Raw genomic sequence first — 21,936 nt, 5'->3', positions numbered from 1 at the left:
ACGCCGCAGCCTGCGCAGGCCCCAACGACCGTACGCCTGAACCACAACCCTCCGTTGTCGAGTGAAGACGGCCTGCTGGATGCTCGCCGCCTATGATTCCGCCCATGAGCCTCGTCCCTGCCACGCCACCGGTCAACCCACGACTGGCGCTGCTGAACCCCTACCCGTTCGAGCGGCTGAGCGCCCTGACCCAGGGCATCGTTCCCAACCCCGAATTCCGGCCGATCTCGCTGGGCATCGGCGAGCCGAAGCACCCGGCGCCGAAGCTGGTCGAGGATGCGCTGATGGCCAACCTCAAGGGGCTGTCGGGCTATCCGGCCACCGCGGGTCAACTGCCGCTGCGCGAGTCCATCGCCGGCTGGCTGCAGCGGCGTTATGCGCTGGCCCTCGATCCCGCCACGCAGATCCTACCGGTCAACGGCTCGCGGGAGGCGCTGTTCGCCCTCGCGCAGGTGGTGATCGATCCGTCCCGCCCCGGCGCGACCGTCGTCTGCCCCAATCCGTTCTATCAGATCTATGAAGGCGCCGCGCTGCTCGCTGGCGCGACGCCCGCCTTCGCCAACTCCGACCCGGCGCGCAACTTCGCCCCCGACTGGTCACAGATCGACGAGGCGACCTGGTCGCGCACGCAGCTGCTGTACGTCTGCTCGCCGGGCAACCCGACCGGCGCGGTCATGCCGCTGTCCGAGTGGCAGACGCTGTTCGAGCTCAGCGACCGCCACGGCTTCGTGATCGCCTCGGACGAGTGCTACTCCGAGATCTACTTCCGCGACGGCCCCGATGCCGCGCCGCTGTCGGGCCTGCAGGCCGCCGTGCAGCTCGGCCGTCCGGACTTCCGCAACCTGATCGCATTCACCAGCCTGTCCAAGCGCTCCAACGTGCCGGGCATGCGCTCGGGCTTCGTCGCCGGCGACGCGGCGTGGATCAAGCGCTTCCTGCTGTACCGGACCTACCACGGCTCGGCCATGAACCCGATGATCCAGGCCGCCAGCATCGCCGCCTGGAACGACGAGGACCATGTGATCGCCAACCGCGCGCAGTACCGCGCCAAGTTTGCCGCCGTCACGCCGCTGCTGGCCGAGGTCCTGGACGTCGCCCTGCCCGACGCGGGTTTCTACCTGTGGGCGGCCGTGCCAGACGGTAACGATATTGGCTTCGCCCAGGGGCTGCTCGCTCAATACAATGTCGGCGTTCTGCCCGGCAGCCTGCTGGCCCGCGACGCCCATGGGATCAACCCCGGCGCCGGCCGCATCCGCCTGGCACTGGTGGCCGAACAGGCCGAATGCCTGGAAGCCGCCCATCGCATCGTCTCCTTCGTGAAGCAACTCAAGACGTCCGCCTGATCCGGCCCCGCCGGTCGGCCCCCACGATCCGCTTCGCGAATCTGCTTCAAGCATCCGCCTCGAATCCACCCTCTTTCTCCGAACCCCTCCGCACCATGACGCAAGACCTGCAATCCATCATCGACCTCGCCTGGGAAGGCCGCGCCAACCTGACCTCCGCCAACAGCCCCGAAGTGCGCGCGGCGGTGGACGAAGTCATCGCCGGCCTGGACGCCGGCACGCTGCGCGTGGCCGAGCGCAAGGCCGTCGGTGAATGGACCGTGCACCAGTGGGTCAAGAAGGCCGTGCTGCTGTCGTTCCGACTGAACGACAACCGCCAGATGGGCGCCGGCGACATGACCTTCTTCGACAAGGTCCCGACCAAGTTCGGCGGCCAGTCGGACGAGCAGCTGCGCGCCGCCGGCGTGCGCGTCGTGCCCCCGGCCGTCGCCCGTCGCGGCAGCTTCATGGCCAAGAATGTCGTGCTGATGCCGTCGTACGTGAACATCGGCGCCTACGTCGACGAAGGCACCATGGTCGACACCTGGGCCACGGTCGGCTCCTGCGCGCAGATCGGCAAGCACGTCCACCTGTCCGGCGGCGTCGGCATCGGCGGCGTGCTGGAACCGCTGCAGGCCAACCCGACCATCATCGAGGACAACTGCTTCATCGGCGCCCGCTCGGAGATCGTCGAGGGCGTGATCGTCGAGGAGAACTCGGTCATCTCGATGGGCGTCTACATCGGCCAGAGCACCCCGATCTACGACCGCGAGACGGACACCGTCACGTACGGCCGCGTCCCGGCGGGTTCGGTCGTCATCAGCGGCAGCCTGCCGAAGAACGACAAGTACAGCCTGTACGCCGCGATCATCGTCAAGAAGGTCGACGCCGGCACCCGCGCGAAGACGTCCATCAACGAACTGCTGCGCGCCTGAAGCCACGAGCTTCACGACGCCACGACGACGACAAGCATCCGTCCGGAGGAGACTGCATGAGCACGGGAAACATGGAGCGCATCCTGCGCCTGATGGCCGAGAAGGGCGCATCCGACACCTACCTGTCGGCCAACATGCCGGTGCTGATCCGGATCAACGGACAGATGCTGCAGCTGTCGGACCAGTTGCTGACGCCCGCGCAGCCGCGCGCGCTGATCTCCGAGGTCGTCGACGCGCAGCACATGTCCGAGCTCGACACCAACGGCGAGCTGAACCTGGCGGTCTCCATCCCCAAGGTCGGCAGCTTCCGGCTGTCGGGCTTCCGCCAGCGCGGCTCGATCGCGGCGGTGTTCCGCCACATCCCTCACGTCATCCCGACGCTGGACAGCCTGGGCCTGCCGCCCATCCTGGCCAAGCTGATCACCGAGAAGCGCGGCCTGATCCTGATGGTTGGCGCGACCGGCACCGGCAAGAGCACGACGCTCGCGTCGATGCTGGAGCACCGCAACCAGACGATGACCGGCCACATCCTCACGATCGAGGATCCGCTGGAATACCTGTTCACCAACAAGCGCTCGCTGGTCAACCAGCGCGAGGTCGGCCGCGACACCGCCTCGCTGGGCATCGCGCTGAAGAACGCGCTGCGCCAGGCGCCGGACTGCATCCTGATCGGCGAGATCCGCGACCGCGAGACGATGACGGCCGCGATCTCGTACGCGCTGTCGGGCCACCTGGTCGTCGCGACGCTGCACGGCAACAACAGCTACCACGCGCTGAACCGGATCATGTCGTTCTACACGCCGGAATCGCGTCCGGCGATGCTGAACGACCTGGGCGCCGGCCTGAAGGCGGTGGTCTCGCAGCGCCTGGTGCGCGCCGCCGCGGGCGGCCGCGTGCCGGTCACGGAAATCCTGCTGAACACCAAGCTGGTCGCCGAGCTGATCGAGCAGGGCGACTTCGCCGGTGTCAAGGAGGCGATGGAGAAGTCGATGGCCGAGGGCTCGCAGAGCTTCGAGGAACACTTCGCCCGACTCATCACCGAAGGCACGATCACGCGCGAGGAAGGCCTGGCCTTCGCCGACTCGCCGACCAACCTGCTCTGGCGCCTGCAGAACGACGGCCCGGGCGTGAAGCCCGGCGGCCCGGGCGCACCGAAGAAGGAAGAGCCGGCCGAGGACACCGCCAACTTCACGTCCATCACGCTGGACGTGCAGCCGGGTTGACACCCCGGCGAGCCGACGACCTCTCCCACCGATGGACGACCTGACCCTCGCGCTGCTGGAGCAGCTGATCGCCCGCCCATCGGTGACACCGGCCGACGCCGGCTGCCTCGACCTGATCGGCGCGCGGCTGTCCGCCGCCGGCTTCACGCTCGAGCGCATGGACAGCGGGCCGGACGACTGCCACGTCAGCAACCTGTGGGCCGTGCGTCGCGGACAGTCGTCGGACGGCCCCCTGCTGGTCTTCGCCGGCCATACCGACGTCGTGCCCACCGGCGATCTCGCGAAGTGGACCAGCGATCCCTTCGTCCCCACCGTGCGCGGCGACCGCCTGTACGGGCGCGGCGCGGCGGACATGAAGACCTCGCTGGCGGCCATGGTGGTCGCCGCGGAGGACTTCGCCGCGATGCACCCGGACCACCGCGGCAGCGTCGCCTTCCTGCTGACCAGCGACGAGGAAGGCCCGGCGCGTGACGGCACCGTCGTCTGCGTCGAGCGTCTGCGCGCTCGCGGCGAGCGGCTCGACTACTGCATCGTCGGCGAGCCGACCTCGGTCGAGCGCCTCGGCGACACCGTCAAGAACGGCCGCCGCGGCTCACTGTCCGGCAAGCTGCGCGTGATCGGCGTGCAGGGCCACGTCGCCTATCCGCACCTCGCGCGCAACCCGGTCCATCAGGCCGCGCCGGCGCTGGCCGAGCTGGCCGTGAGCGAATGGGATAATGGCAACGCGTACTTCCCGCCGACGACCTTCCAGATCTCCAACATCGCCGCCGGTACCGGCGCCGGCAACGTGATCCCCGGCGAGATGGTGGTGGACTTCAACTTCCGTTTCTCGACCGAGTCGACGCCGGAGGGGCTGCGTCAACGGGTGCACGCGCTGCTGGACCGTCATGGCCTGGAATACACGCTGGACTGGTCGCTGTCCGGCGAGCCGTTCCTGACGCCGGTGGGCGAGCTGTCGGCCGCGATCAGCGCCGCCATCGAGGCCGAGACCGGCGTGAGCGCCGAGTTGTCCACGACCGGCGGCACCTCGGACGGCCGCTTCATCGCCAAGCTCTGCCCGCAGGTGGTGGAATTCGGACCGCTCAATGCGAGCATCCACAAGATCGACGAATACGTGCCGCTGGACCAGATCGCGCCCCTGACGCGCATCTACCGGCGCACCCTGGAGAACCTGCTGCTGTGACGCTGTTGGAATTGATCGAGGCCCAGGCCGCCCGCCTCCTTGAGGCGGGCGTTTCGTTTGGGCACGGCACGACGAACGCCTTCGACGAGGCCGCCTGGCTGAGCCTGTGGGCGCTGGACCTGCCGCTGGACGCGCTGGACGGCCACGAGGCCGATGCCGTCGACGAGGCGGGCCGGGCAAAGGTCGAGGCGCTGGTCGCCGAGCGCATCGCGACGCGCAAGCCCGCCGCCTACCTGACGCGCGAAGCGTGGCTGCAGGGCGTGCCCTTCTACGTCGACGAGCGCGCCATCGTGCCGCGCAGCTTCATCGCGGAGCTGCTGGCCGACGCGACCATCGACGCCTGGCTGTCGGACCAGACCACCCGCGTGCTCGACCTGTGCACCGGCAACGGCAGCCTCGCCGTGCTCGCCGCGATGGCCTGGCCCGATGTCGCGGTCGACGCGATCGACCTGAGCGCCGACGCGCTCGCGGTCGCGGCGATCAACGTCGAGCGCCATCAGCTCGGCGACCGCATCCGCCTGCTGCAGGGAGACGGCCTCGCGCCGGCGCAAGGGCCGTACGACCTGATCCTGTGCAACCCGCCGTACGTGAACAGCACGTCGATGGCGGCGCTGCCGCACGAGTACCGCGCCGAGCCCGAACTGGCCCTGGCGGGTGGCGCCGACGGCATGGACTTCATCCGCAAGCTGTTGTCCGACGCACCCGCGCAGATGATGCCGCACGCGGTGCTGGTCCTGGAGATCGGCAATGAGCGAGAATTTTTCGAAGCCGCCTTCCCGCACCTCGAAGCCGCCTGGCTCGAGACCTCCGCGGGCGAGGACCAGGTCCTGCTGCTGACCCGCGAGGCGCTGGCCGCCGCGGGCTTCGGCCATGAAGACGAACAAGGAGTTTCCCCATGATCACGCTGCGCAACATCGTGCTGCGCCGCGGCACCAAGGTCGTTCTCGATGACGCGAACGTCGTGCTGCAACCCGGCGAGAAGGTCGGCCTGGTGGGCCGCAACGGCGCGGGCAAGTCCAGCCTGTTCTCGCTGCTGACCGACCGCCTGCACAGCGACAAGGGCGACGTGGAGATCCCCCGTCACTGGGCGCTCGCCGAAGTGGCGCAGCACATGCCCGAGACCGACATGCCGGCCACCGAGTTCGTGCTGGAGGGCGACGTCCGCCTGATGGCCGCGCGCAAGGCGCTGGCCGAGGCCGAGGCGGCCGACGACGGCCATGCCATCGCCGATGCCTACGCGCAGCTGATGGATGCCGGCAGCCTCGACGCCCCCGCCCGCGCGCAGGCGCTGATGATGGGCCTGGGCTTCAAGGGCGCACAGGTCGACGCGCCGGTCAACAGCTTCTCCGGCGGCTGGCGCATGCGGCTGCAGCTGGCGCGCGCGCTGATGTGCCCGTCCGACCTGATGCTGCTGGACGAACCCACCAACCACTTGGACCTGGACGCCCTGGTCTGGCTGGAAGCGTGGCTGCAGCGCTATGAAGGCACGATGATCATCATCAGCCATGACCGCGAGTTCCTGGACGCGATCACCAAGGTCACGCTGCATCTGGACGAGGCCAAGCTGCACCGCTACGGCGGCAACTACACGGCGTTCGAATCGATGCGCGCCGAGCGCATGCTCCAGCAGCAGCAGGCCTTCAGCAAGCAGCAGGAGCGCATGGCGCATCTGCAGAAGTTCATCGACCGCTTCAAGGCCAAGGCCAGCAAGGCCAAGCAGGCGCAGAGCCGGGTGAAGGCGCTGGAACGCATGGAGCGCCTTGCGCCGGTACTGACGGCGTCGGACTTCAGCTTCGAGTTCCGCGAGCCGCAGAACCTGCCCAATCCGATGCTGATGTTCGACACGGTCTCGGTCGGCTACGACACCGACGAGGGCGAGAAGGTCATCGTGCGCGGCATCGACCGCTCGGTGCTGGCCGGCCAGCGCTTCGGCATCCTGGGCGCGAACGGCCAGGGCAAGTCGACCTTCGTGAAGACGGTGGCGCGCATGCAGCGCGCGATGGGCGGCACGATCACCGAAGGCAAGGGCCTGTCGATCGGCTACTTCGCGCAGCAGGAGATGGACGTGCTGCGGCCCGACGAGGGCCCGCTGATGCACATGATCCGCCTGGCCAAGGAGGTCAGCCCGAACGCCCGCGAGCAGGAACTGCGCGACTTCCTCGGCCAGTTCCGCTTCGTCGGCGACATGGTCAACCAGGAGGTGGGCAGCCTGTCGGGCGGTGAGAAGGCGCGACTGGTGCTGGCGATGCTGGTCTGGCAGCGCCCCAACCTGCTGCTGCTGGACGAACCGACCAACCATCTGGACCTGCAGACGCGCGAGGCGCTGTCGATGGCGCTCAACGAGTTCGAAGGCACCGTCATGCTGGTCAGCCACGACCGTGCGCTGCTGCGCGAGGTCTGCGACGAGTTCTGGCTGGTGGCGGACGGCAAGCTCGCGCCCTTCGACGGCGACCTGGACGACTACCAGCGCTGGTTGCTGGATCGCTCCAAGGAAGCCGCGAAGCTCGCGAAGGAGGAAGCCAAGCAGGCGCTGCGCAGCGCGCGCGCCAGCAGCGCGGCCTCCGCCCCCGCACCGGCCCCTGTCGCCGTGGCGGCGGCGCCCGTGGTCGCCGCGCCGGCGGTGCCGGCCGCCCCGGTCAAGCGCGAGGACCGCAAGCTCAGCGGCCAGGCCCGCCAGAAGCTGTCCGAGCAGACACGCCCGCTGCGCAAGGAGATGGAGCAGATCGACGCCCGCATGAAGGCGTGGACCGTCGAGCGCGCCGCGCTCGAGGCGCAGTTGTCAGCCGCCGGCCAGACGCCCGCTCAGATCGCGGATGCCGGCAAGCGCCTGAAGGCCATCGGCGACGAGGTCGAAGCCGCGGAATTGCGCTGGCTGGAACTCAGCGAGCAGGTGGACGCGATCCAGGCGGCGGGCTGAGCCCGCCGCCCGCTGCGCACCGTCAGAAGCTCACGAAACGGATCGCGTCCGCCGACAGCGTGCCGACGCCGCTGCCGGGCATCAGCTGCACCCGGATGCTGCGCCCCAGCGAGCACGCGCCCGTCGTGATGCGGCCCAGGTAGGCGCCGGTCGCAGCGCCGGCGTCGCGTTGATCCACGGTCACCGCCAAGGTCTGCCGTGTGCAGCTCGCATCCCAGTACGCGATCGCATATTGCGCATCCGCCGCGCGTGTCGAGTCGGCCGACCATTGCGCGTAGACGTCCGTCGTCTGCCCTTCGACGGCGACGTTCCACGTCACGATCGGGAAGTAGCCGTACTGCGTGACCACCACCGCGTCCGCGGCGATCACGCCGGAGGACGTCGACCCCGAGTCCTCGAGCAGCACGTAGTTCGGCTGCGAGCCGCGCAGGTTGACGCGGCCGATGGCGGTCCACAGGCCCGGCACGCGTGCCTGCGACAGGTCATTCGTGCCGACGCCCGGCGTGGTGGTGCCCTGTCCGCCGACCAGCGTCCAGACCGGCGTACCCGACCCCGCGCCGGCGAAGGCCGGCCAGCGGGCGTAGACCATGAAATCGCCAGGCCCGTTGGTCGGCAGGTTCCAGCGCGCGGCGGCCACCGGACTGCTCTCGACCTGTTCCAGCTTGATCGCATCCGCGATCACGCGGCCGTCGGCGTTGGTGGCGTCGAACTCGATGCGCAGTTTGTCCTCACCCGCCACCGAGAATGTGCCCAGCGCCTGCCATTCCCCGGAGAGGGTGCGCTGGTTCACCGTGTATTGCGCGATCTGCGGCGAGTTCGGCATCGAGTCCAGGCGCACGCGCACGACGGCGTTGCTGGCGTTCGTCGAGGACACCGGCCAACGCGCCGACAGTCTCACATCCCGTATCCCCGTCCCGCCGTACAGGGTCCGCGACTGGTACGTCATGGCGGTCACCTTCGACACGTTCTGGTAGGTCACCTCGTAGGCCGCGTAATCCTCCCCGTGATAACCGGACAGCGATTGCGAGGTCGGCCAATCCACTTGCCCCCGGGTGAAGGTGTCGTTGGTCTTGTTGTCGACGATCACCACGGGATAGTGGTGGGGGAACCGGGGCGTCACCGGCGCGGTGAGGAAGTTGGCGCCGTAGATCCGCGTGCCGTCGGTCCGCACGGTCCAGTTGCCGACCTTGGAGAACTGCGGCGACGCGTTGTCGACGATGCTGTTCAGCCCGGGGGCGACGAGGTGATCGGTACCGGCAAAGGTGGGCGATCCGGCGGTCGACGACGACCAGATCCCACTACTGGAGAAGCCGGGCGAGCTGTTGTCGACGATGACGGTGGTCTGGGCCGATGCGGCCGAGGCAACGATCAGCCACGGCAGAGCCTGCGGCAGGTGCCGCTTGAAAATCTTGTTCATGGAAATTCCCTGTGAGTGGGCCTGGTCCCGGACGATGCCGCCATGCCGCGTTCTTGATCCACCGGCACCGGGGATCTCTTTCGGATCCCTGCCTGGCGTCGCTGGCGCCTCTCGGAGGCGAGCGCAGTGTCTCGGGTTTCCCCCACGCCCCGGAATACGGGTAATCCCGCAAGCTACGAACCCGACGTGAGGTGGCCGTCGAAGGGTCGGTGACCAGCCGATAGCCACGCTCAACGAAGGTTAAAGACCATTTCAATTGCGAGCAATTAAATTGCTCGCTATAGTTCACTTCATGCCGAACACGACACCCTTCAACCCGCAGGACACCGCCGACCTGGCCGACGTCCGCGACCAGCCGATGCCCGCGGGCACGGACTGGCTGAAGCTCGACGTCCAGCTGTGCTTCGCGCTCTATTCGACCTCGCTGGCGATGACGAAGCTCTACAAGCCGTTGCTGGCTCCGCTGGGCCTGACCTATCCGCAGTACTTGGCGATGCTGGTGCTGTGGGAGACGGACGGCCCGAGCGTGTCCGAACTGGGGCAACGTCTGAACCTGGACTCCGGCACGCTGACGCCGCTGCTGAAGCGCCTGGAGGCGAACGGCCTCATCGAGCGGCGCCGCGCGCTGGCCGACGAGCGCCGCGTCGAGATCCATCTGACGGCCGCCGGCCGCGCGCTGCGCGCCCAGGCCGTCGTCATCCCCGAGCAACTGGCCTGCGCCAGCGCCTGCGGCCCTGCCGAACTGGAATCGCTGACAAAACGCCTGCATGAATTGCGAGCCAACGTCCTGACCCACCTGGCACGCGATCCCGCCCTTCCCGTCCCCGCCGACGAGGATGGCGAGACCTGACCCCGAGTTGTCCGTTCACCCCCACCCACCTTCACCCATCACCACCAAGGAGCCTCACATGGCCATCGAAAAAGCCCTCTACACCGCCACCGCCACCGCCACCGGCGGCCGTCAAGGCACCGCGCAATCGTCCGACGACCGCCTGAAGGTCCAGCTGTCCACGCCCAAGGCGCTGGGCGGCGACGATGGCGCCGGCACCAACCCGGAACAGCTGTTCGCCGCCGGCTACTCGGCCTGCTTCATCGGCGCGATGAAGGCCGTCTCCGGCCGCAACAAGGTCGCCCTGCCGGCCGAAGTCTCGATCACCAGCGAAGTCGGCATCGGCCCCCACGCCAACAAGCCGGGCGCCTTCGGCATCGCCGTGTCGATGAAGATCTCGGTGCCGGGCATGGACCGCGCCGCGCTGGAGAAGCTGGTCGCCGAGGCGCACGAGGTCTGCCCGTACTCGAACGCCACCCGCGGCAACATCGACGTCACGCTGACGATCGTCTGATCGTCCGGATCCGGCTCGTTCCGGATTCGCGATGAAAAAAGCGCCGGCAATGCCGGCGCTTTGTCGTTGGCCCGATCGGCCATGCGCGATGCGCGAGCGCATCAGCGCGACTGCAGCAGCGTGAGCATCAATTCGATGCGCGCGGCCCAGGGCGACAACGCCGCGGCAGGCTCGTCGTTCGCGCCGACGATGCGCCCCTGCGCGCAACGTGTCGTGCGCCAGACCGGAACGCCCGCGTCCTTCAGCGCCTGCACCGGCGCTTCCAGCGCCTGGTTCAGCGTGCCGTTCCCCGTGCAGGCCAGCACCAGGCCCTGCAGTCCGGCCGCGCGCCATGCTTCGAGCGAACGCGCATCGGCGCCCGCATGGCTGGCAAGGACCTCGACCCACGGCCACCGCGACGCGTCTTCAGGCAGCACGCCAGCGCCCAACGCCTCGCCCTGCGGCCAGTCGCGCAAGCGGCGCACGACGCCCTCCTCCACCACACCCAGCGGACCGGCATCGGCACCGGCCTCGAAGGCATCGAGCCGATACGTGTGCGTCTTGCGCAGCTCCAGCCCTGACAAGACCTGGCCCGCGACCACGGCGACCACGCCACGTACGCCTTCGGTCTCGGCCACGGCCACCGCGTCGAGAAGGTTCTGCGGACCATCCGCCTGGATGGCCGTCGCCGGGCGCATCGCCGCCGTCAGCACCACCGGCTTCTCGGGCGCGAGCACGCGCTGCAACAGGTAGGCGGTTTCCTCGAGCGTATCGGTGCCGTGCGTGATCACGATGCCGCGCACCTCGGGACGATCCAGGTGCTCCCGCACCCGACGCGCGAGGCGCGCCCAGGTCGCGTGATCCATGTCCTTGCTGTCGAGCTGCGCCAGTTGCTCAGCCTCGAGCTGCTTGGCCGCCAACGCCGGTACCGCGCCCACCAGCGACTCGACCGACAGCGAGCCGGCCTTGTAGCCGACGTTGTCCGTCGCCCTGCCGGAGGCGCCGGCGATGGTCCCGCCGGTGCCGATGATCACGAGGGTCTGGGCCGCACTTTGCAATTTCTCGTCTCCTGTATAAAAATCCAGATGCTGGATGAATTCTCAGGCGGCTTTTGAACCACTTCAAGGTCGCCGCGTCTTCGACATCCGCCCCTCAATCGAACAAAGGCTTGCTCGTGGACACTCCGCCCAAACTCACTGCCCGGCAACAGCAGATCTTCGATCTGGTCCGCGACAGCATCGAGAGCACCGGATCGCCGCCCACCCGCGCGGAGATCGCGCAGCAGCTCGGCTTCAAGTCCGCCAACGCGGCCGAGGAACACCTGCAGGCCTTGGCGCGCAAGGGCGTCATCGAACTGGTGGGTGGCACCGCCCGCGGGATCCGGCTGCCGTCGACGGCGCTGCGGCAGGTCAACCGCGCCCGGGAACACAGCCAGTTCGCGCTGCCGTTGGCGAGCCTCGCGCAGCTGACGCTGCCGCTCGTGGGCCGCGTTGCCGCCGGCGCGCCCATCCTGGCCGAGGAACATGTCGAGCAGCACTATAGCGTCGACCCCTCGATGTTCTCGAAGGCGCCCGACTTCCTCCTGCGCGTGAAAGGCATGAGCATGAAGGACATCGGCATCATGGATGGTGACCTGCTCGCGGTTCAGAAGATCAGCGAGGCCCGCAACGGTCAGGTCGTCGTGGCACGGATCGGGGAAGAGGTCACCGTGAAGCGCTTCCAGCGCCATGCCGACGGCATCCGCCTGCTGCCCGAAAATCCGGACTTCGAGCCGATCGAGGTCACGCCCGACGAGCAGTTCGCCATCGAAGGCCTGGCGGTGGGCCTGATCCGCTCCGGCGGCTTCCACTGAGCAACGCGCCATCATGAACGCGCGAAAGACGCACACCAAAGCGGCTTCGGCCGCCGACTGTGCGTCGCTTCGGCAGATTCCCAACATTGGCCCGGCGATGGTGCGGGATTTCGAGCTGATGGGAATTCATCAGCCGGCGGATCTCGTGGGTGCCGATGCGTTCGCGCTGTATCAGCGGATTTGCAAACTCACCGGTCGGCGGCACGATCCGTGCGTGCTGGATACCTATATGGCGGCCGTCGATTTCATGAACGGCGGTCCGTCGCGGGATTGGTGGAGTTATACGGCGCAGCGCAAGCGCGAGTATCCGGACCTCTGATCGCAGACCCATCAAACGCAATCGATGCAATCGAATGCACAAAGAAAAAACCCTGTCGACTTTCATCGACAGGGTTTGAATGTTGGCGGAGTGGACGGGGCTCGAACCCGCGACCCCCGGCGTGACAGGCCGGTATTCTAACCAACTGAACTACCACTCCAGATACGACGCTATTGAGTGCATCGATATCATTTGCGAACAAGTTTCGCTGCAAGCAAGCGGTTCCAAACAGAACCGTGATGCAGCCAAGCCTTGTCAAACTTGGCGTCCCCTAGGGGATTCGAACCCCTGTAGCCACCGTGAAAGGGTGGTGTCCTAGGCCTCTAGACGAAGGGGACTGGACTTGCTGTCTTGACTCGAACTGCGCGTACCTTGCAACCATCCCACCCGAAGATGTTGTGGTGGAGGTAAGCGGGATCGAACCGCTGACCTCTTGCATGCCATGCAAGCGCTCTCCCAGCTGAGCTATACCCCCGAATGCTTTCGCATCGAATCGGTACGCTGCCCGAGTCTCAACTGTGTTGGCGGAGTGGACGGGGCTCGAACCCGCGACCCCCGGCGTGACAGGCCGGTATTCTAACCAACTGAACTACCACTCCAGATACTCAAGATCTTTCGATCCGTCGCATCAAACTCTTCCTGCGTCGACTTCATCAATTGCTTGATGTCATCTCTGCGTCGATTTCGTTACTGTACCTGATTTTGACAACGATCAAATCGATTTCCGAAGAATTTTTCGATTTTCTCGTTCAATCTCTGGTCAATAACCAAGTTCGAAACTTGGCGTCCCCTAGGGGATTCGAACCCCTGTAGCCACCGTGAAAGGGTGGTGTCCTAGGCCTCTAGACGAAGGGGACTGAACCTTCTTCCTTGAACCGCGCGCCACGCAAACCGAGGTTTGGTGGAGGTAAGCGGGATCGAACCGCTGACCTCTTGCATGCCATGCAAGCGCTCTCCCAGCTGAGCTATACCCCCTTCGGGGAATTCGATCCGGCTTCTTTTCGGCTTCTGAATTTCATCGGGGAGCTCGCGCTCCCCGTTTAGATTCATCGTCTGCCGCTTCGAAGTTCGTTTCGAACAACGCGCTGTTCAAGCGAGAACGAGAGTATAGATCGAGTTTTAAACAGAGCGCAAGCGGTTCAACAAAATTTCTTTGTCGAAAAGTTCCAGCACCGCATCCACCGACGGTGTCTGCGAACGGCCGCAGGCCAGCACCCGCACGGGAATCGCCAGTTGCGGCATCTTCATGCTGTGGGCAGTGATCGTTTCCTTGATCGCGGCGCTGATCGAGGGCTTGTCCCAGACCGCCAGCGCCTCGAGTTTCTCCGCCAGTGCCAGCACGGCCGGCTTCACCGCGTCGGTCAGGTGCTGCGCGCGGTCCGCGTCGCTGATCGTCACCGGCGACACATACATCGCCAGCCAGTCCGTCAATGCCACGGTCGTGCTGCAGCGGTCCTTGAACAGGCCGCACATCGCCTCGAGGCGCTCCGGCGCGGACAGGCCGCGCTTGACCAGTTGCGCCGCGACCAGCGCCGCCAGGCGCGCGTCGTCCGCCTGCTTGATGTAGTGCGAGTTGACCCACTCCAGCTTGGCCGGATCCCACTGCGCGGGGCTCTTGGAGATGTGGCTGCCGTCGAACCACGACACCAGTTGCTCCACGCTGTAGAGCTCGTCGTCGCCGTGGCTCCAGCCCAGGCGCGACAGGTAGTTCAGCATCGCCTCGGGCAGATAGCCGTTCTCCTCGTACGCGGTGACGCTGACCGCGCCGCGGCGCTTGGACAGCTTCAGGCCGTCGTCGCCCAGGATCACCGGGATATGTCCGAACGCAGGCAGCGCCGCGCCCAGCGCGTTGAAGAGGTTGATCTGCCAGGGCGTGTTGTTGATGTGCTCGTCGCCGCGGAAGACGTGGGTGATCTTCATGTCCCAGTCGTCGATCACGACCGCGAAGTTGTAGGTCGGCACGCCGTCCGGACGCAGCAGGATCAGGTCGTCGATCTCCCGGTTGTTGATCGTGATCGGCCCCTTGACGAGGTCGTCCCAGGTCACATCCCCGTCGATCGGATTCTTGAAGCGCACCACCGGCTCGATGCCCGCGGGAATCGTCGGCAAGGTCTTGCCCGCTTCCGGACGCCAGGTGCCGTCATAGCGGCGCTTCTCTCCCCGGGCGTGCTGGGCATCCTTCATCGCGGTGAGCTCTTCGGGCGAGCAGTAGCAGCGGTAGGCGGTGCCGGCCGCGATCATCTGCTCGATGACCGCGTGATAGCGCTCCAGGCGCTGCATCTGGTAGATCGGGCCCTCGTCGTACTCGAGACCCAGCCACGTCATCGAGGCGAGGATCTGCTCGACCGAATCCTGCGTCGAGCGCGCGACGTCGGTGTCCTCGATGCGCAGCACGAATTCGCCGCCGTGATGGCGCGCGTAGGCCCACGAGAACAGCGCCGTGCGCGCCGTGCCGAGGTGCAGGAAGCCCGTCGGCGACGGGGCGATGCGGGTGCGGACCGGGGGAGGGAGTCGTCATAGGGAATTCAAACCGCGGGCCAGGTCGGCCTTGATGTCTTCGATGTCTTCCAGGCCGACCGCGACGCGGATCAGGCCCTGCGTGATGCCGGCCGCCTGGCGCTGCGGCTCGGTGAGCCGGCCGTGCGAGGTGCTGGCCGGATGCGTGATGGTGGTCTTGGTGTCGCCGAGGTTGGCGGTGATCGAGCAGATCTTCGTGTGGTCGATGACGTGGAAGGCGGCGGCGCGGCCCTTGTCGTCCGCGTGGCTCTTCACGATGAAGGACACCACCGCCCCGCCCTGCCCGCCTTGCTGGCGCATCGCGAGCTCATGCTGCGGATGCGACTTCAGGCCCGGGTAGTAGACGCGCTCGATGCCGGGATGCGCTTCCAGCCATTCGGCCAGCACGGCGGCGCTGGCGGTCTGCGCCTTCATGCGCACCGACAGCGTCTCCATGCCCTTGAGCACGACCCAGGCGTTGAACGGCGACAGCGACATGCCGACCGAGCGCATCACCGGCGTGAACACCTCGTCGACGTGTTTCGCGGAGGCGCAGATCGCGCCCGCGATCACGCGGCCCTGACCGTCGAGGTACTTGGTGCCGGAATGGATGATGAAGTCCGCGCCCATCTTCGTCGGCTGCTGCAGCGCGGGCGAGGCGAAGCAGTTGTCGACCGCCAGCAGCGCGCCGTGCGCGTGCGCGATCTCCGCCAGCGCGGCGACGTCGCAGACCTCGGTCAGCGGATTGGTCGGTGTCTCGGCGAACAACAGCTTGGTGTTGGGCTGCAGCGCGTTCTTCCACTCGGCCAGATCGGTCTGCGACACGAAGGTCGTCTGGACACCGAACTTGCCGAACTCGCCCTGCAGCAGCTTGATGGTCGAGCCGAACACCGAGCGCGAGCACACCACATGGTCGCCGGACTTCAGCAGGCCCATCACCAGCAGCATGATCGCTGACATACCGGACGAGGTCGCGATGCAGGCCTCGGTGCCTTCGAGCGCGGCGAGCCGGCGCTCCATCATCATGACCGTCGGATTCGAGAAGCGGCTGTAGACGAAGGCCTCCTCCTCGTTGGCGAAGCGGCGCGCGGCGGTGGCCGCGTCCGGATGCACGAAGGAGCTGGTCAGGTACAGCGCTTCCGAGTTCTCGCCCCAGGGCGACGGCGGCAGGCCCTCGCGGACGGCGAGCGTGTCCAGACGGACGTCGGCCGGCAGGTCCACGCGCGGGATGCCGCCCTTCTTCTCGTTGCTCATCACTGGTCCCCACCGCTCTGCAGCGCCAGGCGGCTGCGCGCCGGCAGGTCTTCTTCCTCGGGCTGCGACTTGCGTTGCGCCTGCATGGTCGCGAAGTCCTCGACCGAGACGTCGCCGGTGATGTAGGTGCCGTCGAAGCACGAGGCCTCGAAGCCGTTGAGACCCGGGCGCAGTTGGCCGACCACGCGCTTCATCGCGTCGACGTCCTGGTAGATCAGCGCGTCGGCGCCGATGAACTGGCGGATCTCCTCGATCGAGCGGCCGTGGGCGATCAACTCTTCCTTGGTCGGCATGTCGATGCCGTACACGTTGGGGAAGCGCACCGGCGGCGCGGCCGAGGCCAGGTAGACCTTGTTCGCGCCGGCCTCGCGGGCCATCTGGACGATCTCCTTGGAGGTCGTGCCGCGCACGATGGAGTCGTCGACCAGCAGCACGTTGCGCCCCTTGAACTCGAGGCCGATTGCGTTGAGCTTCTGGCGCACCGACTTCTTGCGCGTGGACTGGCCCGGCATGATGAAGGTCCGGCCGACGTAGCGGTTCTTGACGAAGCCCTCGCGGTACGGCTTGCCGATGCGGTGCGCGAGTTGCATCGCCGATGGCCGGCTCGATTCGGGGATGGGGATCACCACGTCGATCTCGCTCGGCGGGATCGTCGAGATCAGGCGCTGGGCCAGCGTCTCGCCCATGTTCAGGCGGGCCTGGTAGACCGAGATGCCATCCATCACCGAGTCCGGGCGCGCCAGGTAGACGAACTCGAACATGCAGGGATTCAGCGTCGGGTTCTCGGCGCACTGCTGCGTATGGACCGTGCCGGCGGTGTCGATGAACAGGGCCTCGCCGGGCGCGAGGTCGCGCGTCAGCACATGGCCGGTGCCTTCGAGCGCCACGCTTTCGCTGGCGACCATCACCTCGCCGTCGGCCGCCTGGCCGAAGCACAGCGGACGGATGCCGTAGGGGTCGCGGAAGGCGAGCAGCCCATGCCCGGCGATCAACGCGATCACGGCGTACGAGCCCTTGATGCGCTTGTGCACGGTGCCCACGGCCTTGAAGATCTGCGCCGGCGTCAACGGCAGGTCGCGGCCGGCCATCTCCAGCTCGTGCGCGAGCACGTTGATCAGGACTTCGGTGTCGCTCTCGGTGTTGATGTGGCGGCGGTCGACGTCGAACAGCTCGGCCTTCAACGCATGCGCGTTGGTCAGGTTGCCGTTGTGGACCAGCACGATGCCGTAGGGCGCGTTGACGTAGAACGGCTGCGCCTCTTCCTCGGAATAGGCATTGCCCGCCGTCGGATAACGGACCTGGCCCAGGCCGACGGTGCCCGGCAGTCCGCGCATGTTGCGGGTGCGGAAGACGTCGCGCACCATGCCGCGCGCCTTGTGCATGAAGCACTTGTTGCCTTGCATCGTGACGATGCCGGCCGCGTCCTGGCCGCGATGCTGCAGCAGCAGCAGCGCGTCATAGATCAGCTGGTTGACCGGCGCCTTGGAAATCACACCGACGATGCCGCACATGGGAGGTCCTTAATGCTTCTGGAACAGGAGGAAAACGACGAGAAAAGCGACGGCCGGGGCGCTCGTGACGCTCAGGCCGGAATGTAGTCCTGCAGGGCCGCCGGCAACAGCGGCTTCACCTGCGTGAGCGTGGCCTGCAGCCAGGGCGCGATCTGTGATTCGGTCCATGGCCGCGAGCGCACGGCCGGCGTCATGTCGACGATCACGGTCGCCAGCAGCGCCAGCAGCGCCGCGCGCAGCACGCCGAAGGCCGCGCCGCCGAGCCGGTCCAGCACGCCCAGCGGCGTCGCGTGGATCAGTGCCCGGATCAGCTTGGCGCCCAGGCCCCAGATCAACAGCACCAGAATGAAGGCCAGCACCAGACCGACGGCATGGATCAGCGACGGGCCGATCTTCTCCGCGGGCAGGAAGCGCTCGATGAACGGCGCCACGAAGGGCGACGCGGCATACGCGACCAGCCAGCCGGCGATCGTCATGAGCTCGAACACCAGGCCGCGCCAGGCGCCCAGCAACACCGACACCACCAGCAGGCTCAACAGCGCAAGGTCGACCCAGTTCATCGTGTCGATCGGGCGTGGGCGACGGGTTCATGGTCGTGCATCGTGGGGTGCTCCGTGCCGGCCCGTCAGAGCGTCAGCACGGCCGACGACAGGCCGCCGCCGCGGACCTTCGCCGCGACCTTGTCCGCCTCCTCGCGCGAGTTGAACGGCCCGACCCGCACGCGGATGCGCTTGCCGTCCGCCGTGTCGACCGATTGGGTGTAGGTCTTCAGGCCCATGCGTTCCACCTTCGCCCGCACGTCCTGCGCGGCCTTGCCGTCGGCGTAGGCGCCGACCTGCACGATGAACCGCGCCCCGGCGGCAGCGGCGTCGGGCTTCTTCTCGGAGGAGGATCGCCCCTCCAGCAGCGCCTGCGCACGGGCGGCGTCCGCCGCGCGGGTATCGGGCTTCGGATCAGGCTTGCGTTCCGGCCTGGTTTCGACCTTGGGCTCGGGCCTGCGCTCCGGTCTGGCCTCCGGCTTGACCTCGGGCTTGTGTTCAGGCTTGGGCTCCAGACGCGCCGGGCGGGCCGGCTCGGCGATCGTGGCGCGTTCGTCCGGCTTGGTGTCCATGCGCGTCGGGGGCATGGCCTGGGCCACCTGGTCGGCCACCGGGTCGCGTGGCGCTTCCGGCGGCACATTCGGCAGCGGGACCGAGCGGTCGGCCGCGGCCTGCTCGGCGGACTCGGTGATGATGCCGCGGCCCGCATCGCCCCCGGCGGTCTGGCCACGCGAGGTCTGCGCGGCCGGCGCGGGAATGGTCAACGGCGTGGCGCCATCCTTGCGCGGAATGTCGATCGGCAGGTCCACGGGGATCGGCCGCGGCTGGGTCTCGAACAGCAGCGGGAACACGATCACCGCCACGCCCACCAGCACTGCGGCGCCGATCAGGCGCCGGCGCGCCCGCAGGCGCAGTTGCTGGACATCGTCGACCGCCTCCGCACCGCCGCGGGAACGCCCTCGCCCGCCGTCGCCGCCGGAACGGCTTCGCTCGCTGCGATCACCGCTCCGCTCGCCGGAGTCTTTCGCTTCGCCGCGCTTCAGGAAGGACAGAAAACCCATGTACTCGGAGAACCTGGTTGATGCCGCGCCGTCGCCGCGGGAGTGCCCTCGGGGCCGGGGCCCCGGAGCGGAAAGCGGCCCCTCCGTAGATACGGACAGAGGCCGCCGACTTCAACTGCGAGAGATTCGAATGCAGCGTTGCGAAGCGCTCAATGCCGCCCGATTCAAGACTCGGCTTCCGGCTGGACGCCGCCGCCCAGTCTCGGGATGCCGTTCTTGAGCACGCCGCCCACGGTGAAGAACGAACCGAAGACCAAAATTCTATCAGCGGGGTCCGCCTCGGCCGCCGCCGCCGCCAGGGCCGATGCGGGGTCCGCATGCAGCGAGACGCCAACGTCCTTCGGGGTTTGCAGCGTGCCGGCGGCGCGGGCTTCGTCGAAGCGCGCCTGCAGCGCCTGGGCGGTCGCCGCACGCGCGATCGGCAGGTCGCAGAAATGCCAGTGATCGATCAGCGGGGAAATGCGCGCGAGGATGTTGGCGAGGTCCTTGTCCGCCATCGCGCCGAACACGGCCCGGGTACGCGGATAGAAGCCCATCTGGTCGAGGTTCTGCGCCAGCGCGGCCACCGCATGCGGGTTGTGCGCGACGTCCATCACCAGCATCGGCGAGCCCGGGATCACCTGGAAGCGACCCGGCAGCTCGACCAGCGCCAACCCCGCGCGCACGGCCTGCGCGGAGATCGGGAGCCGCTCATAGAGCGCCTCGAACACCGCCAGCACGCCGGAGGCGTTCAGCAGCTGGTTGACGCCGCGCAGCGCCGGGTAGGACATGCCGCTGTAGCGCCGCGCGCGTCCGGCCCACTGCCACTGCTGCCGATCGCCCGAGTAACTGAAATCACGCCCGAGCTGACGCACTTCGGCGCCGATGGACTCGGCATAGGCCGCGATGGACGCCGGCGGCATCGGATCGGACACGATCGCCGGCTTGCCCGGCCGCATGATGTGCGCCTTCTCGCGCCCCACGGACTCGCGGTCCGGGCCGAGATACTCGGTGTGATCCAGGTCGATGCTGGTGATGACGCTGCAGTCGGCATCGATGACGTTCACCGCGTCCAGGCGCCCGCCGAGGCCGACTTCCAGGATCACCAGGTCGAGCGGTTCCGACGCCAGCTTGTGCAGGATCGCGAGCGTGGTGAACTCGAAATAGGTCAGCGCCAGGTCGCCGCGGGCCTGCTCCACTGCCTCGAAGTGCGGCAGCAGCGCCGCGGCGTCGACCGGGCGGCCGCCGACGCGGCAGCGCTCCTGAAAATGAACCAGGTGCGGCTTGATGTAGAGGCCGACGCGGTAACCCGCCTGCAGCGCGACGCTCTCCAGCATGGCGCAGGTCGAGCCCTTGCCGTTCGTGCCGGCGACCATCACGACCGGTGTGTCCGGACCGAAGTTCAGGTTCAGGCGCTGGCGCATCTCGGCGACGCGCGCCAGCGTCATGTCGATCTCCTTCGGGTGCAGCCGCTCGCAGCGCGCCAGCCAGGCGTCGAGCACCTGCTGCGCATCGCCGCCGGGGGTCAGCACGGGAACGGAGAGATCGTCGGGGGAGGCCGAAGCGGACGAAGTGGAGGACATCGGGATTTCCAAGGCTCAAATGAAGACGGCCAGACCGGGAGAGGTCTGGCCGTGCTGAGTACCGTCACCGCCCCGGAGGCGGTTCGCTGTCGCGCTGTCAGGCGACCGCGTCGGAGCTCTGACGCTGCAGGATGGCCAGGTTGCGGGCGATGACCTCGCGCAGCTTGCGGCGGTCGACGATCATGTCGATGGCGCCCTTCTCCATCAGGAACTCGGCGCGCTGGAAGCCGGGGGCAGCTTCTCGCGCACGGTGTTCTCGATCACGCGCGGTCCGGCGAAGCCGATCAGCGCCTTGGGTTCGGCGATGACGATGTCGCCCACGAACGCGAAGCTCGCCGAGACACCGCCCATCGTCGGGTCGGTCAGCACGCTGATGTAGGGCAGCTTCGCCTTGGCCAGGCGCGTGAGCGCGGCGTTGGACTTGGCCATCTGCATCAGCGACAGCAGGCCTTCCTGCATCCGCGCGCCGCCGGTGGCGGTGAAGCAGATGAAGGGGGTCTTCTGCTCCAGCGCGGTCTCGACGCCGCGCGCGAAGCGCTCGCCGACCACGGAGCCCATCGAGCCGCCCATGAAGTCGAACTCGAAGCACGCGGCCACGACCGGGATGCTCATCACCGCGCCGCCCATGACGACCAGCGCGTCGGTCTCGCCGGTCGATTCCAATGCTTCCTTGAGCCGGTCCGGATACTTCTTGCTGTCCTTGAACTTCAGCGCGTCCACGGGCAGCACTTCCTGGCCGACCTCGTAACGGCCTTCGCCGTCCAGGAAGGCGTCCAGGCGGGCGCGGGCGCCGATGCGGTGATGGTGACCGCACTTCGGGCAGACGTTGACGTTCTGCTCGAGGTCGGTCTTGTACAGCACCGTTTCGCAGGACGGGCACTTGATCCACAGGCCTTCCGGCACCGTGCGGCGCTGGTCGGGGTCGGTCTGCTGGATCTTCGGGGGAAGCAGTTTCTCAAGCCAACTCATGGCGGGCTCCTATAGCTAAGGCCGGACGACCGGGCGGAGATCGACGTGACCGAT

Annotated in this window: 18 protein-coding genes, 6 tRNA genes and 1 pseudogene; 10 read left to right on the top strand and 15 right to left on the bottom strand. The window is 67.5% G+C overall.

Annotated elements, in window-relative coordinates:
• The first annotated feature begins 104 nt into the window (after positions 1–104).
• From dapC to ACQ859_RS15600, 6 genes are all read left to right on the top strand, one after another.
• On the top strand, positions 105–1,343 hold the full coding sequence (dapC, locus tag ACQ859_RS15625; protein ID WP_431261713.1) for a succinyldiaminopimelate transaminase: 1,239 nt from the start codon (positions 105–107) through the stop codon (positions 1,341–1,343).
• 95 nt (positions 1,344–1,438) lie between these two features.
• Positions 1,439–2,257 (top strand): 2,3,4,5-tetrahydropyridine-2,6-dicarboxylate N-succinyltransferase, encoded by an 819-nt coding sequence (gene dapD, locus ACQ859_RS15620; protein WP_431257766.1) that lies wholly within the window; start codon positions 1,439–1,441, stop codon positions 2,255–2,257.
• Positions 2,254–3,480: a PilT/PilU family type 4a pilus ATPase gene (locus tag ACQ859_RS15615; protein WP_431266563.1), complete on the top strand. Its 1,227-nt coding sequence runs from the start codon at positions 2,254–2,256 to the stop codon at positions 3,478–3,480. Before dapD ends, ACQ859_RS15615 begins: the two co-directional genes overlap by 4 nt.
• 31 nt (positions 3,481–3,511) lie before the next feature.
• On the top strand, positions 3,512–4,663 hold the full coding sequence (dapE, locus tag ACQ859_RS15610) for a succinyl-diaminopimelate desuccinylase (RefSeq protein WP_431261712.1): 1,152 nt from the start codon (positions 3,512–3,514) through the stop codon (positions 4,661–4,663).
• Positions 4,660–5,562: a 50S ribosomal protein L3 N(5)-glutamine methyltransferase gene (gene prmB, locus ACQ859_RS15605; RefSeq protein WP_431261711.1), complete on the top strand. Its 903-nt coding sequence runs from the start codon at positions 4,660–4,662 to the stop codon at positions 5,560–5,562. The genes dapE and prmB overlap by 4 nt, the downstream gene beginning before the upstream one ends.
• Complete coding sequence (locus ACQ859_RS15600) at positions 5,559–7,580, top strand: ATP-binding cassette domain-containing protein (RefSeq protein WP_431261710.1); 2,022 nt, start codon at positions 5,559–5,561, stop codon at positions 7,578–7,580. Before prmB ends, ACQ859_RS15600 begins: the two co-directional genes overlap by 4 nt.
• Before the next feature lie 22 nt (positions 7,581–7,602).
• On the opposite strand, the gene ACQ859_RS15595 is transcribed toward ACQ859_RS15600, so the two are convergent.
• Entirely contained in the window at positions 7,603–8,997 is a 1,395-nt protein-coding gene (locus tag ACQ859_RS15595; protein ID WP_431261709.1) for a hypothetical protein, read from the bottom strand.
• 358 nt (positions 8,998–9,355) lie between these two features.
• Here ACQ859_RS15595 and ACQ859_RS15590 point away from each other — a divergent pair, with 358 nt between their 5' ends.
• Together ACQ859_RS15590 and ACQ859_RS15585 are read left to right on the top strand one after the other, a co-directional pair.
• Positions 9,356–9,847 carry a MarR family winged helix-turn-helix transcriptional regulator gene (locus tag ACQ859_RS15590; protein WP_431266562.1) on the top strand — a complete coding sequence of 164 codons (492 nt, stop codon included), beginning with the start codon at positions 9,356–9,358 and terminating at the stop codon, positions 9,845–9,847.
• A 58-nt stretch (positions 9,848–9,905) separates the two neighbouring features.
• On the top strand, positions 9,906–10,340 hold the full coding sequence (locus ACQ859_RS15585; RefSeq protein ID WP_431046559.1) for an organic hydroperoxide resistance protein: 435 nt from the start codon (positions 9,906–9,908) through the stop codon (positions 10,338–10,340).
• Between the two features lie 101 nt (positions 10,341–10,441).
• On the opposite strand, the gene ACQ859_RS15580 is transcribed toward ACQ859_RS15585, so the two are convergent.
• Positions 10,442–11,377: an asparaginase gene (locus ACQ859_RS15580; protein ID WP_431261708.1), complete on the bottom strand. Its 936-nt coding sequence runs from the start codon at positions 11,375–11,377 to the stop codon at positions 10,442–10,444.
• 116 nt (positions 11,378–11,493) lie between these two features.
• Between ACQ859_RS15580 and lexA the strand changes: the two genes are divergently transcribed.
• Together lexA and ACQ859_RS15570 are read left to right on the top strand one after the other, a co-directional pair.
• A complete protein-coding gene (gene lexA / locus ACQ859_RS15575; protein ID WP_431046562.1) occupies positions 11,494–12,171 on the top strand; it encodes a transcriptional repressor LexA in 678 nt (225 codons plus the stop codon).
• A gap of 13 nt (positions 12,172–12,184) precedes the next feature.
• The gene (locus tag ACQ859_RS15570) at positions 12,185–12,490 is read left to right on the top strand and encodes a helix-hairpin-helix domain-containing protein (protein ID WP_431261707.1); all 306 of its coding nucleotides are present in this window, start codon (positions 12,185–12,187) and stop codon (positions 12,488–12,490) included.
• Between the two features lie 83 nt (positions 12,491–12,573).
• Here the strand turns inward: ACQ859_RS15570 and ACQ859_RS15565 are convergent.
• The 13 genes and pseudogenes from ACQ859_RS15565 to accD form a co-directional block, all read right to left on the bottom strand.
• Positions 12,574–12,650, bottom strand: a tRNA-Asp gene (locus tag ACQ859_RS15565).
• 102 nt (positions 12,651–12,752) lie between these two features.
• Positions 12,753–12,828: transfer RNA gene (locus tag ACQ859_RS15560), tRNA-Glu, on the bottom strand.
• Between the two features lie 61 nt (positions 12,829–12,889).
• A tRNA-Ala gene (locus tag ACQ859_RS15555) sits at positions 12,890–12,965 on the bottom strand.
• 47 nt (positions 12,966–13,012) lie between these two features.
• Positions 13,013–13,089, bottom strand: a tRNA-Asp gene (locus ACQ859_RS15550).
• 182 nt (positions 13,090–13,271) lie between these two features.
• Positions 13,272–13,347: transfer RNA gene (locus ACQ859_RS15545), tRNA-Glu, on the bottom strand.
• Positions 13,348–13,389: 42 nt separating this feature from the next.
• A tRNA-Ala gene (locus ACQ859_RS15540) sits at positions 13,390–13,465 on the bottom strand.
• 144 nt (positions 13,466–13,609) lie between these two features.
• The gene (gene gltX / locus ACQ859_RS15535; RefSeq protein WP_431266561.1) at positions 13,610–14,977 is read right to left on the bottom strand and encodes a glutamate--tRNA ligase; all 1,368 of its coding nucleotides are present in this window, start codon (positions 14,975–14,977) and stop codon (positions 13,610–13,612) included.
• Positions 14,978–15,004: 27 nt separating this feature from the next.
• The gene (locus tag ACQ859_RS15530; RefSeq protein ID WP_431261706.1) at positions 15,005–16,240 is read right to left on the bottom strand and encodes an O-succinylhomoserine sulfhydrylase; all 1,236 of its coding nucleotides are present in this window, start codon (positions 16,238–16,240) and stop codon (positions 15,005–15,007) included.
• On the bottom strand, positions 16,240–17,751 hold the full coding sequence (gene purF, locus ACQ859_RS15525; protein ID WP_431261705.1) for an amidophosphoribosyltransferase: 1,512 nt from the start codon (positions 17,749–17,751) through the stop codon (positions 16,240–16,242). Before purF ends, ACQ859_RS15530 begins: the two co-directional genes overlap by 1 nt.
• A gap of 71 nt (positions 17,752–17,822) precedes the next feature.
• Positions 17,823–18,311 carry a CvpA family protein gene (locus ACQ859_RS15520; RefSeq protein WP_431261704.1) on the bottom strand — a complete coding sequence of 163 codons (489 nt, stop codon included), beginning with the start codon at positions 18,309–18,311 and terminating at the stop codon, positions 17,823–17,825.
• Positions 18,312–18,376: 65 nt separating this feature from the next.
• Positions 18,377–19,351 carry an SPOR domain-containing protein gene (locus tag ACQ859_RS15515; protein ID WP_431261703.1) on the bottom strand — a complete coding sequence of 325 codons (975 nt, stop codon included), beginning with the start codon at positions 19,349–19,351 and terminating at the stop codon, positions 18,377–18,379.
• Positions 19,352–19,515: 164 nt separating this feature from the next.
• A complete protein-coding gene (folC, locus tag ACQ859_RS15510; RefSeq protein ID WP_431261702.1) occupies positions 19,516–20,913 on the bottom strand; it encodes a bifunctional tetrahydrofolate synthase/dihydrofolate synthase in 1,398 nt (465 codons plus the stop codon).
• Between the two features lie 97 nt (positions 20,914–21,010).
• A pseudogene (gene accD, locus ACQ859_RS15505) lies at positions 21,011–21,882 on the bottom strand (acetyl-CoA carboxylase, carboxyltransferase subunit beta).
• Positions 21,883–21,936: the final 54 nt, after the last annotated feature.

The organism is Roseateles chitinivorans (assembly GCF_050632235.1).
Taxonomy (GTDB): domain Bacteria; phylum Pseudomonadota; class Gammaproteobacteria; order Burkholderiales; family Burkholderiaceae_C; genus Roseateles; species Roseateles chitinivorans_A.
Note: the sequence above shows the minus strand (reverse complement) of the source record. Positions and strands in the feature narration are given on the sequence as shown.

Coding starts and splice junctions, on each gene's coding strand:
- dapC (WP_431261713.1), top strand. CDS start 105: ATGAGCCTCGTCCCTGCCACGCCACCGGTCAACCCACGACTGGCGCTG.
- dapD (WP_431257766.1), top strand. CDS start 1,439: ATGACGCAAGACCTGCAATCCATCATCGACCTCGCCTGGGAAGGCCGC.
- dapE (WP_431261712.1), top strand. CDS start 3,512: ATGGACGACCTGACCCTCGCGCTGCTGGAGCAGCTGATCGCCCGCCCA.
- ACQ859_RS15600 (WP_431261710.1), top strand. CDS start 5,559: ATGATCACGCTGCGCAACATCGTGCTGCGCCGCGGCACCAAGGTCGTT.
- ACQ859_RS15595 (WP_431261709.1), bottom strand. CDS start 8,997: ATGAACAAGATTTTCAAGCGGCACCTGCCGCAGGCTCTGCCGTGGCTG.
- ACQ859_RS15590 (WP_431266562.1), top strand. CDS start 9,356: ATGCCCGCGGGCACGGACTGGCTGAAGCTCGACGTCCAGCTGTGCTTC.
- ACQ859_RS15585 (WP_431046559.1), top strand. CDS start 9,906: ATGGCCATCGAAAAAGCCCTCTACACCGCCACCGCCACCGCCACCGGC.
- ACQ859_RS15570 (WP_431261707.1), top strand. CDS start 12,185: ATGAACGCGCGAAAGACGCACACCAAAGCGGCTTCGGCCGCCGACTGT.
- ACQ859_RS15530 (WP_431261706.1), bottom strand. CDS start 16,240: ATGAGCAACGAGAAGAAGGGCGGCATCCCGCGCGTGGACCTGCCGGCC.
- purF (WP_431261705.1), bottom strand. CDS start 17,751: ATGTGCGGCATCGTCGGTGTGATTTCCAAGGCGCCGGTCAACCAGCTG.
- ACQ859_RS15520 (WP_431261704.1), bottom strand. CDS start 18,311: ATGAACTGGGTCGACCTTGCGCTGTTGAGCCTGCTGGTGGTGTCGGTG.
- ACQ859_RS15515 (WP_431261703.1), bottom strand. CDS start 19,351: ATGGGTTTTCTGTCCTTCCTGAAGCGCGGCGAAGCGAAAGACTCCGGC.
- folC (WP_431261702.1), bottom strand. CDS start 20,913: ATGTCCTCCACTTCGTCCGCTTCGGCCTCCCCCGACGATCTCTCCGTT.